The following is a 14059-nucleotide window of genomic DNA, read 5'->3' as shown; positions in this document are numbered from 1 at the left end:
GGAACGCATCTGGTAGTAAGAACCACCATAAATCACTACCGCCGCCATCAGGCAGGCAAAAACCAGGCGGTAAGTAATACTGGTGAACTGGAATGCTCTTAATTTAATCACACTATATGTCTATACGAAAGTCTGCCGGATACGGGTGAACAAGGCCAAAGTCTGAGGATACTGTATCATTTCTCGCTTTGCCATCAATCGAGGACTTGCATTTGATGCATGCAACCATTTCCTGTCTTACTGGTCTGAACCTTCCATGAGTCTGTACCAGCTTCTAGCACAATTTATCCGTCAGCACTGGCGCCAGTACACCAGCGCTGGCCTGATGCTGTTTGCCGTTGCCGTCATGACGGTCTTGATACCACGTCGTGTCGGCATGATTATCGATGGCATGGTGGCGGGACGCTTTGACAACACAGCCCTGATGTGGGAACTGTCCTGGTTGCTGGGCATGGGCCTGGCTATCTATTTCCTGCGGGTGGGCTGGCGCACGCAATTGTTTACCGCATCTTATCAACTGGGCATGCAATTGCGTACCCGTTTGTATGAGCGTCTGAGTGTGCAGGGTTCGCGTTTCTTCCAGCAGCAAAGAACTGGCGACCTGATGGCACTGGGCACCAATGATGCGGACGCCATAGAACTGGCCGCAGGCGAAGCCGCCCTCGCCGGTTTTGATGGCAGCATGACCTTTGCCCTGGTGATAGGCATGATGCTGCTGGGCGTGGACTGGCGACTGGCACTGGCGGCTCTGCTGCCCTTCCCTTTCATGGCATGGGCCTTCAAGCACATCACCCATCATATACAGGACGCTTCACGCGATTCTCTCGACCGTTTCAGCAAACTCAATGACCAGGTGCAGGAAACCTTGTCAGGCGTGCGCACCCTGCGCGCCCTGGGTCTGGAACAGCGTAGCGCCGCGCAGTTTGCCGAACTGGCAGAAAACGCTGCGGTGGCCAGCCTGAATGCACAACGCTGGGAAGCAGCTTATGAACCGGCAGTGGGCCTAAGTCTGACTGCGGCTGGTGCGCTGACGCTGGGTGTCGGTGGTTACCTGGTCTGGCATGGTGAAATGAGCATCGGTGCCTTGACCAGCTTTTCCATGTATCTGGGCCAATTGATCTGGCCTATGTTTGCTGCTGGCTGGGTATTGTCGCTGCTGGAACGCGGCAAGGCCGCCTGGGCGCGGCTGGAACCGGTCTTGACGCAGGAACTCAGCGTCAATGATGAGGGCAAGCTGGATACGCCACCAAGCGGTGACTTGGTCGTGGAGAATGTCAGCTTTGCCTATCCGGGCCAGACCAAGCCAGCCTTACAAGACATCTGCCTGCGCATCGCACCCGGACAAACCCTGGGCATAGTTGGCCCTACCGGCTCAGGCAAATCCAGCGTGGTGCGCCTGCTGCTGCGCCAGATCGAGGCTGAACAAGGCCTGGTGCAATGGGGTGGTCACGCGCTGGCAGACTACAAATTGCAAGCCTTGCGCCTGTCCATCAACTGGGTGGCGCAGGAACCATTTTTATTCTCGGCATCGATTGCTGACAATATCTCGCTCAGCAACCCAGCAGCCAGCCGTGCCGAGGTGATTAAGGCCGCGCAACTGGCATCGGTGGATGATGATATCCAGCGCTTCCCACATGGCTATGACACGCTGGTAGGCGAGCGTGGCGTCACCCTGTCTGGTGGCCAGAAACAGCGCGTAGCCATTGCCCGCGCCCTGTTGACGGCCAGCCCCTTATTATTACTCGACGATGCCTTGTCGGCAGTCGATACGCAAACAGAAACGCATATCCTGCAACATCTGGCAGAGCTGCGACAGGAACATCCTGAACGCAGTGCTGTCATCGTCAGCCATCGTTTGAGTGCGGTACTGGAAGCCAATCACATCCTGGTTTTGCGCGAAGGCAAAATTATAGAACAGGGCAATCACCAGGCCTTGCTGGATTTGAATGGCTGGTATGCAACGCAATGGCGTTATCAACAATTGGAAGCAAGCCTGGATGCAGCCTGATACGAAAAAATTACCCGCTGCCATGTCAGAAAAAAAACAGGCAGTGCATTTGCTGCTACACGCAGCCCGCGATGAAAAACGCCATGTCTGGCTGGGCGTCTTCTTTTTAATGATCGCCGCCGCGCTGGAAGCTGTCGGCCCCTTCTTGGGCAAGGCTTTCATAGACCGTTACCTGTTGCCTCACCAGATGGACATGGGCATGGTCATGGCCCTGCTGGCAACTTATGTACTGACAGGCTGGGGCGCGACCTGGCTACGCTACCTGCAACTGACGCGGCTGGCTGGTGTGGCCATGCGCTCAGTACGGCGCTTGCGTGAACAAGTGTATGGACATGTGCTGCGCCTGCGCATGGCTTTCTTTGACAAGGCGATTACCGGGCAACTGGTGAGCCGTGTGACGAATGACACCGAGTCTGTCAAGAACCTGTATGTGCAGGTGCTGTTCGTCATGCTCGACAGTTCCATCGTCGTTCTCGGTGCCCTGACTGCGATGGCCTTGCTGGAATGGCGTTTGATGCTGATTGTGCTGATGCTGATACCAGCGGTCATCATCATCGTCTGGTTTTACCAGCGCTGGAGTGCACCAGCCGTCAGCAAGGCGCGCCAGTTGCGCAGTGAGATCAATGCCCAGGTCGCAGAGAGCATCAATGGCATGAGCACGCTGCAAGCCAGCAATGCCGAGCGCCGCTTTGGTGAGCGCTTTGCAAAAACCAATCAATTGCATTACGCCGCCAGGCTGGATGAATTGCGTGCCAATGCCTGGCTGTTGCGCCCGGCGCTGGACCTGATGAATTCGCTGTTGCTGGTAGTGGTGATTTTCACTTTCAGCCAGCGCAGTTTTTCTGGTGTGGAAATAGGTGTGCTGTATGCCTTTGTCAGCTACATCGCCCGCGTGGTCGAACCCTTGATACAGATCACCCTGCAATTTGGCCAGATACAGCAGGCCGTGGTGTCTGCTGCGCGTGTCAACACACTGCTCAATGAACACCAGCATGTACAGGCCAGCAGCGATGCGCGTATTACTGATGGCCATCTGACGCTGGACAAAGTGAATTTTGGTTATGACCCTGCGCGGCCAGTCTTGCATGACTTTAGCCTGGATATCCCGGCGGGCAGTTTTTATGGCATCGTCGGCCATACCGGCAGTGGCAAATCCACTCTACTAAGTCTCTTGCTGCGTTTTTATACGCCACAGTCTGGCCGCATGGAAGTCGATGGCCAGCCGCTGGCTAGCATCACGGATGCACACTTCCGCGAGAAGGTCGGGCTGGTGCCGCAAGAACCATTTTTGCTGGCAGCCAATGCGCGAGAAAACATCGCCATGGGGCGTGACATCAGCGAGACAGATATCATCGCTGCGGCCAAGGCTGCACATGTCCATGATTTTATTTTGCAACTGGAAAATGGCTACGACACACCACTGGGTGAAGGTGGCGCACGGCTCTCTACGGGCCAAAAACAATTGCTGGCAATTGCACGCGCGCTGGCTGGCAAGCCGCGCATCCTGTTCCTGGATGAAGCGACTTCGCATATCGACAGTGAAACCGAACAGGTAGTACAAACCGCGCTAACAGAACTGCGCGGCAAGGTCAGTATCATCGCGATTGCCCACAGGCTCTCTACCATACGTGATGCCGACAGCATCATCGTGCTAAACCACGGCAAGCTGGCAGAGCAAGGTAATCATCAAGAATTAATGCAGGTGGATCAGGGCATATACCAGCGCCTGTATTTGCTGCAAACCCTGGAAGAATAAGGAATAGCATGAAGAAATGGATAGTGTTCGGCATCAGTGTTGCCGTAACCCTGGCGCTGGCAAGCCTGGCCTTTATATTTTTTGTGGTGGCCCCGGGTTTGCCTACTCTGGAAGCAGTAACCGATTACCGCCCAAAAATCCCGCTGCGCATTTACACCGCCGACAATGCCCTGATCGGCGAATTTGGTGAAGAACACCGCGACTTTGTACCGATCAAGCAAATCCCGGCGGTCATGAAAAATGCGCTGCTGTCGATAGAAGATGCGCGTTTTTATGAGCATGGTGGTATCTCCTTCATCGGTGCCGGGCGCGCCATATTGGCGGACTTGCGCGGTGGTTTTCATCAGGGTGCATCCACCATCACCATGCAGGTGGCACGCAACTTCTTCCTGACCAATGAAAAATCAGTAGAACGCAAAATGAAAGAAATTTTGCTGACTTACCGCATCGAAGACGCACTGACGAAAGACCAGATTCTGGAACTGTACATGAACCAGATTTTCCTGGGCAAACGCAGCCATGGTTTTTCCAGTGCCGCAAAAACCTACTTTGGCAAATCACTTGATCAACTGACGCTGGCAGAAGCCGCCATGCTGGCGGGTGTACCGCAAAACCCGGTGCGGCATAACCCCGCCGTGAATTTTGAAAAAACCAAGCAAAGACAGTTGCTGGTCTTGAAGAGCATGGTCAGGAATGGTTTCATCACCGAAGCCCAGATGGAAGCAGCCGCCAAGGAAGACATCAAGGTCATCAAAGGCCAGCAATTTGATGCCCATGCTGACTACGTGGCCGAGATGGTACGCCAGAGTATCTATGCGCAATACAAGGAAGATACCTATACCAAGGGTATCAGGGTCTATACCACCATCAACAAGGCCGAGCAGGATGCCGCTTATGAAGCCGTGCGGCGCAACATCATGGCTTATGACCAGCGCCATGGTTATGACGGCCCTGAAGCCCATATAGACTTACCAGCAGATGAAGATGAACGTGACGATGCGATAGACCAGATCTTGCGCAAACATCCTGACAATGACAAGGTATTGGCAGCGGTGGTGACCGAGGCCTCCGGCAAGATCGTCAAGGCTGAACTGCAATCTGGCGACAGCATAGAAATCACCGGTGAAGGCTTGCGCTTTGCCGCAGCAGCGTTGACAGAAAAAGCCAAGGCTGGCATCAAGATACGCCCTGGCTCTGTCATCCGCGTAATGCAGGACGCAAAAAAACGCTGGGCGATTACGCAGATACCTGAAGTCGAAGGTTCTTATGTGGCGCTGAATGCGGATGACGGCTCTTTCCGTGCGATGGTCGGCGGTTTTGATTACAACCGCAAGAAATTCAATCATGTGACCAGTGCCTGGCGTCAGCCTGGGTCGAGCATCAAGCCCTTCATTTATTCAGCCGCACTGGAAAAAGGCTTTTACCCTGGCACCCTGATCAATGACGTGCAACTATCCGAGACATCGGACAGCAATCTGCGCTGGGACCCGCGTAATGATGACGGTAAATATGACGGCCCCATCACCATGCGCACGGCGCTGGCACAATCCAAGAACGTGGTGTCGGTGCGCATATTGAAAGCCATTGGTGTGGAACAGGCCAAGGCCTGGTTGCCACGCTTTGGCTTTGACAAGGACAAGCACCCTGCCAACCTGACCATGGCCCTGGGTACCGGTTCTGTGACGCCCTTGCAACTGGCATCAGCCTATGCGGTATTCGCCAACGGCGGCTACTCGGTCAACCCCTGGCTGATCAGCAAGGTGGTGGATGGCAAGGGTGTCGTGCTGTTTGAAAATAAGCCCCCAGCCAAGGCGCAGGAAGAGTCACGCGTCATCGACGCCCGCAATGCCTATATCACTGACCAGATGTTGCGTGAGGTGGTACGCAGCGGCACCGGTGCCAGTGCTACCGCAAAACTGGGGCGTCGTGACCTGGCAGGCAAAACCGGCACTACCAGTGATGCTGTCGATGGCTGGTTTGCCGGTTATGCAGGCAATGTGGTGGCTGTGGCCTGGATGGGTTATGACGATCCCAAAAGCCTCGGCGGCCGCGAGTTTGGTTCTACCCTGGCCCTGCCTATCTGGATAGACACCATGCGCGTGGCGCTGGCTGGCAAGCCTGAAACCGCGCGTGCCGTGCCTGAAGGCATCAGCAATGCCGAGGGTGACTGGATGTTTAATGAATTCCTGAACGGTGCCGGGGTACGCACGCTGGATATGGGCGATGCTCCGGCGGCAACAGCGCCAGCAATGACAACAGCACAGTAGCCCGTATAGATCACCAGCCCCAAGAAAAAGCCCGCAGATAACTCTGCGGGCAAGTATCCCGACCTTTGGAGGTAAAACTTTTCAGGACTGCCGCATGGTAGTGGCTGGACATGACAGGCGCATGACAGTGGATCAGAAGCAGGTCAAAAATAGGCCAGATACTGGTAACAGCGAGAAAAAAAAGCCCGCTGCAACTGCCAGCGGGCAAGAAATCCTGTGCGGGAAGCAAAACAGGATGGTGGTAAATCAGCAGTGTCAAACTTCTGTTCCGAATTTCTAAGCTATAAACAGAGTGCAAAGCACCCCTTTATTCCCTGTCTTGAATACCAGACAAGTTTTGTAGACTCTTCAGCATCCCTTTACAAAATGTCTGGTTAAGAGATGACTACTACCTACCGCCCACAAAGGTCTTTGCCACGCGAACCACAATTCATGCATGGCACGCCAGGTACTATCTACATTTTGCAAAACGATGGCTTGCGCCAGGGTCTGTACAAGATCGGCGCTACCCGCCGCTCTGGTGTCTCCAAAGCCATGGAACTCAACCGTGACCAGCAACAACTGATACCCGGCCAGTATGAATGCGCATTTGAACTGCATACCAAGGATTGCGGCCAGGCCCTTGATGAAATCCTGAAACTGTTCCAGCATGAACGCCGCGGCAAACGTGGGGATGAATTCTATGAATTCGATCTCGACGTCGCCGCCGGTAAAATCGCCAACATCATTGCCACCATCAACCGCCAGGGCCTGATACGCCAGCAACACACGCTCTCGATGATGCGTCACCTCGAACCCGACGAACCCAGCACCAGCAATGCTGAGGCCTTTACCCCGCCACCTTCAGGCATACTCAAGAAAGCGATCGCCTGGGTGAATAGCTGAACTGGTGAGCGGTATTCAGCTCTGTATTTCAGCTCTGTATTTCAGTTACACAACCGCCTTCAGATAATTGCGCTCACGCCCGGTTTCCTGGCCCTTGCGCAAGGCGGCAAAGCCTTGATCAAGGTCGGCCAATAAGTCTTGTACCGCTTCCAGCCCCACATGCAGGCGCAACATCGGTGCCTGCCATTTGGCGGCATTCACACTGCGGTAAGAAGCCGGGTTGGTCGGCAAGATCAGGCTCTCAAAACCACCCCAGCTAAAACCGATGCCAAACAGGCGGGTGCGGTCTATCAAGGCAGCGACTTGCTGTTCTGTGATGTCAGCACGGAACACTGCCCCCATCAGGCCGCAGGCATATTCTGCTTTGAAATCACGCTTCCACAATTCATGGCCAGGGCTGCCTGGCATGGGCGGGTACAAGACCTCGGCCACCTCTGGCTGTTCTTTCAACCAGCGAGCGACGACGTGTGCGCTTTCTCTGTGCGCTGCCAGACGTGGTGCCAGCGTGCGCAAACCGCGCAAGGCCAGCGCTGCATCATCTGCACCTATAGTCAGGCCTAGCTGGCGATAAGTATTGCGGATGCGCTCTTCCAGCGCTGCCGTCGTCAAAATCGCCCCCATCAGCGCATCAGAATGGCCGACGATGTATTTGGTCGCTGCATGGATGGAGACATCGATGCCCAGCTCAAATGAATCCCAGCCTATGGGCGTGGCCCAGGTAGAGTCAGACACGACGACTGCGCCACGCGAGTGGGCAGCAGCGGCAATGCCGGGAATGTCCTGTATTTCAAACGTCAGGGAGCCTGGCGACTCAACAAAGATCACCTTGGTATTGAATTGCATGAGATCGGCAATGCCACGGCCCACCAGCGGGTCGTAATAAGTCGTGGTGACGCCCATCTGCTTGAGCATGCCGTCACAGAACAGACGGGTAGGGTCATACACGGTATCGACCATCAGCAAATGGTCGCCAGGTTGCAACAGGGCGAGCAAAGTGGTGGTAACGGCTGACAGGCCAGACGGTGTCAGCATGCAGGCAGCAGCGCCTTCTGCCGCGCACAGGGCCTGTTCCAGTGCCTGTGTGGTTTCATTGCCGTGACGGCCATAGGCGCGGCGTGTGCCACAGGCATTCTTGAGGGAGGCGACATCAGGAAACAGCATGGTCGAAGCACGTACTATGGAAGGATTCACAAACGCTGCATGGTCCTTGCCCTTGCGACCGGCGTGGGTCAGGCGGGTGGCGGTTTGTAATATTGGCTCGACGACATTCATGGTGATTCCTTTGTTCATTCTGTGCATTAACTGATTGCTACCCTGATGCGTATCGGTAAAGACCATGATCACCTCAGGGTGGTACAAGACATATCCTAGCAACAGCCAATAAGAATTTTTTACCAAATTATTCAAGGATTTATGCTATTTTTAGAAAAATTTCCTATAAATTAGAATATATGGACAAAATTGATCTAGAAATACTGAATATCTTGCAGAAAGATGCTTCCATTGCACTGGCCGATCTGGCTCAGGCCGTGCACTTGTCCGTCACGCCATGCTGGCGCCGTGTGCAAAAGCTGCAGGAGGATGGTGTCATCAGACAGCAAGTCACGCTGTGTGACCCTGTCAAGCTGAACCTCGGTTTGACGGTCATGGTGGCGCTGAAGGCGGCCCAGCATAATGAGAAGTGGATGCAACGTTTTATTGCAGGTGTTGGGGCGATACCTGAGATCGTCGAAATCCTGCGCATGAGTGGCGACATCGACTACTTATTGAAAGTCTATGTGCCCGACATGGCAGGCTTTGATCAGGTATATAAAAAGCTGGTGAAGGTAGCTGACCTGCAGGATGTCAGCTCCAGCTTTGTGATGGAAGTCATCAAGAACACCACGGCCCTGCCATTGAATTATGCAGTACTGAAAAGCGGTAAAAACTGAGTTTGCTCAGCCCCTGAAGCGGTAATGTTCCTGCGTGAATAAATCAATGCCGCATTGCAGGTTTTCTATCCAGTCCAGGAATGCTGTGATTGCTTCGCGGCCTTTGAAATACCTGCCATGCTGGGGCACCAGCATATCCACATCCATGGTCCTGACCATGTTTGCCCACAGGCGGCAGACCTTGCTCGACACCATATAGCGCTTGTGAAAACCGCTCATGGTGTGCACGTGATCAAGGAATTGCGCCCTGGTCGTGATCGCAGTTTCTATGTCATGCGCATCGACCATGGAGGCACCGACGTCACCAGAAAACAGGATTTTTGATTTGCTGTCGTAGAACTGGAAATTACCTTCAGCATGCAGGAAATGCGCAGGCACGGCGTGGATGATGGTGTCGCGCAAACGCACCGGCATGCCTTCATCGGGGATACCGACGATGCGCCCTTCGGAGCGATTCAGGTTACAGAAATGCGGTACAAAGCGCGACCATAATTTGGATACATACAGATCGCAATTCGTACCCATGAGCCATTTGTCGAGTGCGCCTATGATGTCCGGGTCCTGATGCGATGCGAACAGGTACTTGAGGTCTTTTTTCGGCAGATATTTGTGCAGACTCACCAGCAGCGCGTTGTAGGTCAGATTACCCGATGGATCGATCAGCGCACCTTCACCTTCTGATACGACAAGGAACTGATTGGCCTGGACGGCATGGTCTGCAGTATCGTCCAACAGATCATTGAACATCACGCAAACGTGTTTGCCATCATTAAAAAGTTCTATTGCCAATTGAGCCCCGCATGCCATAAATGTGAAATGGTATTGTAGAAAAACTGGCAAAGCGGCTCTTGACGTGGATCAAGAATGGATCAAGAGCAGCCAAGGCTGCTGGCTAATCCTGTTCACATGAAATCTTGTCATCTGTGTTTGCTACCACAGCACAAAGCTGGCAAAGCGGCTAGACTCTTGTGAACAGAAGTAAACCCATTTCTCCATTTTTCAGCCAAGCGCACGCATGATAGAACGCATACTGTCCATCATCCTTCCTGTATTTATTATCATAGGCCTGGGTTACGCCTATGCCAGGCGCAAGGGCCCTGCTGCTGCAGCGGACATGGTGTCAGTCAACCGCATCAGTATGGATGTGCTCTGTCCCTTGCTGATTTTCACTGCACTGGCGGGCAAGGACTTTGATGTTGCCCACAACCTGTGGCTGATACTGGCAGGTGCCCTGATTGCCCTGGGTTCTGGTTTGCTGGCCTGGCCTGTCGCACGAATGCTGGGTTACGACGTGCGCAGTTTTGTGCCGCCGATGATGTATAACAATTGCGGCAATATGGGTTTGCCGCTGGCAGCACTGGCCTTTGGTACCAGCGGCCTGTCGGCAGCAGTGGCGCTGTTCATGGCTTGCAACCTTGTGTATTTCACGGTGGGCATACGCATCATCCAGCATGGGCATCCCGATCACCAGGATAATCCCTGGCGCTTTTTGCTGAGCCCCATGATGCTGGCCATGGCGGCAGGCATGCTGTTTGCCATTTTGCATATCCCTCTGCAGCCTACCTTATTCCTGGCTTTGAAGATGACGGGGGATGCCTGCATCCCCATCATGTTGTTTGCGCTGGGCGTGCGCATGCTGGATATCAATTTCGCGAGCTGGCGCATAGGCATGGCAGGCGCCATCGTCTGCCCGCTGGCAGGTTTGCTGGTGGCCGGCATACTGGAAGTGATCTTGCCGCTGACGGCCATCCAGCGCGGCCAGATGTATCTGTTTGCGGCATTGCCACCGGCAGTATTTTGCTTCATGGTGGCAGAGCAATACAAACAGGAGCCAGACAAGGTCGCGTCTATCGTTTTGCTCGGGAATACCGCTGCCCTACTGTTTGTACCTTTGGGTTTGTGGCTGGGTCTGCGCTAGCTATGCCTACGTTATTGATACGCACTCTGTGCACTGCCAGCTGTGGCTAACGATATTGCCACAGCCACACCATCAGTGAAAAGAACAACAATGCCAGGATGAGGCCACCGTAGGTATAACGATTGAATCCGGGAATCAGCACGCTAGTGCCCGGCTGCTTTGGATAGTAATACACTTTCACTGCAGCTCCGGCAGGAAACCTGGCCACGATATTGCGGGCAACACCTAGCGTTGGTTCACTACCGTAATATGCGCGCCAGCCTTTATGCCTGGTTCCGTTCAGGACATATTCGTAGTGAATCCGCCACGTCCAGGTATTACCTTCACTTCCTGTGCGTCGAGAAAAACGCTGTACCTTGGAATGTACTATTTCCCCTCGGTCGCAGGCCATGACCTGCTTTGCCATGCTCCCCAAAGGTCACGCATGGCCAACGCCAGAGCAAGCAAACCAAACAGCGCAAGCAGCAGGCAGGCAACTTGAGGAAAAGAATCAAAATTCATACCTTCACAAACCCATTCCCTTAGAGGAGGCCACTGACTGATGCTATATCAAACCAATCGCTGCCAGATTGCTGTCGTCGCTGCTGCCTGGTTCAAAGAATAGAAATGCAGGCCCGGCGCACCACCTGCGAGCAGTCGCTCGCACATGGTGGTCACAACATCAAGGCCAAAGGCTTTGATCGACGCAGTATCGTCACCATAGCTGGCGAGCTTCAAACGTATCCAGCGCGGGATTTCAGCGCCGCACATTTCAGAGAAACGCTGTAACTGTGTGCTATTGGTGATAGGCATGATGCCTGCGACAATAGGTGCTGTGACGCCCGCCTTGCGTGCTTCTTCAACAAAACGGAAGTAGGCATCAGCATTGTAAAAATACTGGGTGATTGCAGCATTCGCACCAGCATTCATCTTGCGCACGAAGCTGTTCAGATCGTCTTGCGGTGAACGTGCCTGTGGATGCATTTCAGGATAGGCCGCCACTTCAATATGAAACCAGTCACCAGTCTCGGCACGGATAAATTCGACCAGTTCATTGGCATAGCGGAATTCACCGCCCATGCCATAACCACTGGGCAAGTCGCCACGCAAGGCGACCAGGCGGCGGATATCATTGGCCTTGAATTCATTCAGGATAGCCCGTATCGATTCACGCGTACCACCCACGCAGGAAAGATGCGGCGCGGCATCATGGCCTTCGCGGCGTATCTCGGTCACGGTATCAAGCGTACCCTGCTGGGTAGTGCCGCCAGCACCGAAAGTGACAGAGAAATATTTAGGATTAAGTTCGGCCAGTTTGGCCCGTGTGACACGCAGCTTTTCCGTGCCTTCCGCCGTCTTGGGCGGAAAAAATTCTATGCTGAAATTAGGCGTCTTCATCTTTTTTATTTTGCAACAATAAGGTCGAGAGTGCCCAGGAGATCACGCTGTACAACAATGCCCCACCCACTGCAGCCCAGAAGCCGGTGACATGGAAACCATCCACCATATTCGCCACACCCCAGAACATCAAGCCATTAATGATGAAGATGAACAGGCCCAGACTCAATACCGTTGCAGGCAAGGTCAGTATCAATACGATAGGGCGGATGATGGTGTTGACCAGGCCCAGCACGACTGCCACGACCAGTGCCGTACCAAAAGTGTCTATTTGCACCGACGAAATGAGATAAGGAATCGCCAGCAAAGCCAGCGCATTGACCAACCAGGTTGCCAGTAAACGCATACATGCTCCTGTTGCAGAGAGATGAAGCTGTAGTCACAAGATACAGCTTCATTGCACACCTGCCCAAGTCAGCAATCTTCAAACTACAAGCTGCAAACCCGGACAGGCGCTATCGTGGATTAATAACGGTAGTGATCTGGCTTGTAAGGGCCGTTTTGGCTCACGCCGATATAGGCAGCCTGCTCTTCTGTCAGCACGCTCAGTTGTGCATTGAGTTTTTTCAATTGCAGACGCGCGACTTTTTCATCCAGGTGTTTAGGCAAAGTGTAGACGCCGACTGGATAATTCGCTGTATTGGCAAACAATTCGATTTGCGCAATAGTCTGGTTAGCGAAAGAAGAACTCATGACATAGGATGGGTGACCTGTACCGCAACCCAGGTTCACCAGGCGGCCTTCTGCCAGCAGGATGATGCGTTTGCCGTCAGGGAAAATCACGTGGTCAACTTGTGGCTTGATGTTTTCCCAGGTGTATTGCTTCAATGCAGCGACGTCGATTTCATTATCGAAGTGACCGATGTTGCAAACGATGGCCTGGTCTTTCATCTTCAACATGTGCGCATGGCTGATGACGTGGTAGTTACCTGTCGTTGTCACAAAAATGTCACCATGTTCAGCAGCGTATTCCATGGTCACGACACGGTAGCCTTCCATCGCTGCCTGCAATGCGCAGATAGGATCGATTTCGGTTACCCATACCTGAGCAGACAAAGCACGCATAGCTTGGGCAGAGCCCTTGCCTACATCACCGTAACCGGCGATAACGGCGACCTTGCCAGCGATCATGACGTCAGTTGCACGCTTGATGCCATCGACCAGGGATTCACGGCAGCCATACAGGTTGTCGAACTTGGACTTGGTGACGGAGTCATTGACGTTGATGGCAGGGAAAGCCAGTTTGCCATCTTTGTGCATCTGGTACAGGCGGTGTACGCCTGTCGTGGTTTCTTCTGTCACGCCCTTGATTTCTGCCAGGCGTTTGGAGTACCAGGTGCCATCAATCGCCAGGTGTTTTTTGATTGCATTGAACAGGCAGATTTCTTCTTCTGAACCTGGGTTGGCCAAGACAGAAATATCTGTTTCAGCACGAGTACCCAGATGCAGCAACAATGTCGCGTCGCCGCCATCATCAAGAATCATGTTGGAATAGCCGCCGTCTTTCCATTCGAAAATACGGTGGGTGAAATCCCAGTACTCATCCAGGTTTTCGCCTTTGAAAGCGAACACTGGTGTGCCGCCAGCAGCAATCGCTGCAGCAGCATGATCTTGTGTGGAGTAGATATTGCAGGATGCCCAGCGCACTTCTGCACCCAGGGCCAGCAGTGTTTCAATCAACACGGCAGTCTGGATAGTCATGTGCAGGGAACCGGTGATACGGGCACCCTTCAAAGGCTGGCTAGCGGCGAACTCTTCACGGATAGCCATCAGGCCCGGCATTTCTGTTTCAGCAATGCGGATTTCTTTACGGCCCCAATCAGCCAGACTCAGGTCAGCAACGAAAAAATCTTGAGAAGTATTGGTAGTGGATGTATTTGCTACGACGGCGTTCATCACGCCCTCCTTTCTAGTGAA

The 14059-nt window shown here is 53.5% G+C and carries 12 protein-coding genes; 6 read left to right on the top strand and 6 right to left on the bottom strand.

Features of this window, described 5'->3' with window-relative positions:
• Positions 1 to 256 precede the first annotated feature (256 nt).
• The 4 genes from UNDYM_RS02485 to UNDYM_RS02470 all read left to right on the top strand — a co-directional run bounded on the left by UNDYM_RS02485 (position 257) and on the right by UNDYM_RS02470 (position 6916).
• Positions 257 to 2008, top strand: a complete 1752-nt coding sequence (locus UNDYM_RS02485) for an ABC transporter ATP-binding protein (RefSeq protein ID WP_162039615.1) — start codon at positions 257 to 259, stop codon at positions 2006 to 2008.
• Complete coding sequence (locus UNDYM_RS02480) at positions 1998 to 3764, top strand: ABC transporter ATP-binding protein (protein ID WP_370529476.1); 1767 nt, start codon at positions 1998 to 2000, stop codon at positions 3762 to 3764. The genes UNDYM_RS02485 and UNDYM_RS02480 overlap by 11 nt, the downstream gene beginning before the upstream one ends.
• An 8-nt stretch (positions 3765 to 3772) precedes the next feature.
• Entirely contained in the window at positions 3773 to 6031 is a 2259-nt protein-coding gene (locus tag UNDYM_RS02475) for a penicillin-binding protein 1A (protein ID WP_162039614.1), read from the top strand.
• Positions 6032 to 6412: 381 nt separating this feature from the next.
• A complete protein-coding gene (locus UNDYM_RS02470; RefSeq protein ID WP_162039613.1) occupies positions 6413 to 6916 on the top strand; it encodes a GIY-YIG nuclease family protein in 504 nt (167 codons plus the stop codon).
• Between the two features lie 45 nt (positions 6917 to 6961).
• Here the strand turns inward: UNDYM_RS02470 and metC are convergent, their stop codons facing one another.
• Positions 6962 to 8188: a cystathionine beta-lyase gene (metC, locus tag UNDYM_RS02465; RefSeq protein WP_162039612.1), complete on the bottom strand. Its 1227-nt coding sequence runs from the start codon at positions 8186 to 8188 to the stop codon at positions 6962 to 6964.
• Positions 8189 to 8367: 179 nt separating this feature from the next.
• Here metC and UNDYM_RS02460 point away from each other — a divergent pair, with 179 nt between their 5' ends.
• Complete coding sequence (locus UNDYM_RS02460) at positions 8368 to 8847, top strand: Lrp/AsnC family transcriptional regulator (RefSeq protein ID WP_162039611.1); 480 nt, start codon at positions 8368 to 8370, stop codon at positions 8845 to 8847.
• Between the two features lie 6 nt (positions 8848 to 8853).
• On the opposite strand, the gene UNDYM_RS02455 is transcribed toward UNDYM_RS02460, so the two are convergent.
• Positions 8854 to 9636, bottom strand: a complete 783-nt coding sequence (locus UNDYM_RS02455) for an MBL fold metallo-hydrolase (protein WP_162039610.1) — start codon at positions 9634 to 9636, stop codon at positions 8854 to 8856.
• Between the two features lie 226 nt (positions 9637 to 9862).
• Between UNDYM_RS02455 and UNDYM_RS02450 the strand changes: the two genes are divergently transcribed.
• Positions 9863 to 10765: an AEC family transporter gene (locus UNDYM_RS02450; RefSeq protein ID WP_162039609.1), complete on the top strand. Its 903-nt coding sequence runs from the start codon at positions 9863 to 9865 to the stop codon at positions 10763 to 10765.
• Positions 10766 to 10811: 46 nt separating this feature from the next.
• On the opposite strand, the gene UNDYM_RS02445 is transcribed toward UNDYM_RS02450, so the two are convergent.
• The 4 genes from UNDYM_RS02445 to ahcY all read right to left on the bottom strand — a co-directional run bounded on the left by UNDYM_RS02445 (position 10812) and on the right by ahcY (position 14038).
• Entirely contained in the window at positions 10812 to 11171 is a 360-nt protein-coding gene (locus tag UNDYM_RS02445) for a DUF3592 domain-containing protein (protein ID WP_162039608.1), read from the bottom strand.
• Between the two features lie 143 nt (positions 11172 to 11314).
• Positions 11315 to 12142, bottom strand: a complete 828-nt coding sequence (metF, locus tag UNDYM_RS02440) for a methylenetetrahydrofolate reductase [NAD(P)H] (protein WP_162039607.1) — start codon at positions 12140 to 12142, stop codon at positions 11315 to 11317.
• Positions 12129 to 12488: a phage holin family protein gene (locus UNDYM_RS02435; RefSeq protein ID WP_162039606.1), complete on the bottom strand. Its 360-nt coding sequence runs from the start codon at positions 12486 to 12488 to the stop codon at positions 12129 to 12131. The genes metF and UNDYM_RS02435 overlap by 14 nt, the downstream gene beginning before the upstream one ends.
• 119 nt (positions 12489 to 12607) lie before the next feature.
• Positions 12608 to 14038 carry an adenosylhomocysteinase gene (gene ahcY, locus UNDYM_RS02430; protein ID WP_162039605.1) on the bottom strand — a complete coding sequence of 477 codons (1431 nt, stop codon included), beginning with the start codon at positions 14036 to 14038 and terminating at the stop codon, positions 12608 to 12610.
• Positions 14039 to 14059: the final 21 nt, after the last annotated feature.

Origin of the sequence: Undibacterium sp. YM2, from assembly GCF_009937975.1 — a bacterium.
GTDB lineage: Bacteria > Pseudomonadota > Gammaproteobacteria > Burkholderiales > Burkholderiaceae_D > Undibacterium.
The sequence above is the reverse complement of the archived record's forward strand: the minus strand, read 5'-3'. Positions and strand labels throughout refer to the sequence as shown.

Coding starts and splice junctions, on each gene's coding strand:
- UNDYM_RS02485 (WP_162039615.1), top strand. CDS start 257: ATGAGTCTGTACCAGCTTCTAGCACAATTTATCCGTCAGCACTGGCGC.
- UNDYM_RS02480 (WP_370529476.1), top strand. CDS start 1,998: ATGCAGCCTGATACGAAAAAATTACCCGCTGCCATGTCAGAAAAAAAA.
- UNDYM_RS02475 (WP_162039614.1), top strand. CDS start 3,773: ATGAAGAAATGGATAGTGTTCGGCATCAGTGTTGCCGTAACCCTGGCG.
- UNDYM_RS02470 (WP_162039613.1), top strand. CDS start 6,413: ATGACTACTACCTACCGCCCACAAAGGTCTTTGCCACGCGAACCACAA.
- metC (WP_162039612.1), bottom strand. CDS start 8,188: ATGAATGTCGTCGAGCCAATATTACAAACCGCCACCCGCCTGACCCAC.
- UNDYM_RS02460 (WP_162039611.1), top strand. CDS start 8,368: ATGGACAAAATTGATCTAGAAATACTGAATATCTTGCAGAAAGATGCT.
- UNDYM_RS02450 (WP_162039609.1), top strand. CDS start 9,863: ATGATAGAACGCATACTGTCCATCATCCTTCCTGTATTTATTATCATA.
- UNDYM_RS02445 (WP_162039608.1), bottom strand. CDS start 11,171: ATGGCAAAGCAGGTCATGGCCTGCGACCGAGGGGAAATAGTACATTCC.
- metF (WP_162039607.1), bottom strand. CDS start 12,142: ATGAAGACGCCTAATTTCAGCATAGAATTTTTTCCGCCCAAGACGGCG.
- UNDYM_RS02435 (WP_162039606.1), bottom strand. CDS start 12,488: ATGCGTTTACTGGCAACCTGGTTGGTCAATGCGCTGGCTTTGCTGGCG.
- ahcY (WP_162039605.1), bottom strand. CDS start 14,038: ATGAACGCCGTCGTAGCAAATACATCCACTACCAATACTTCTCAAGAT.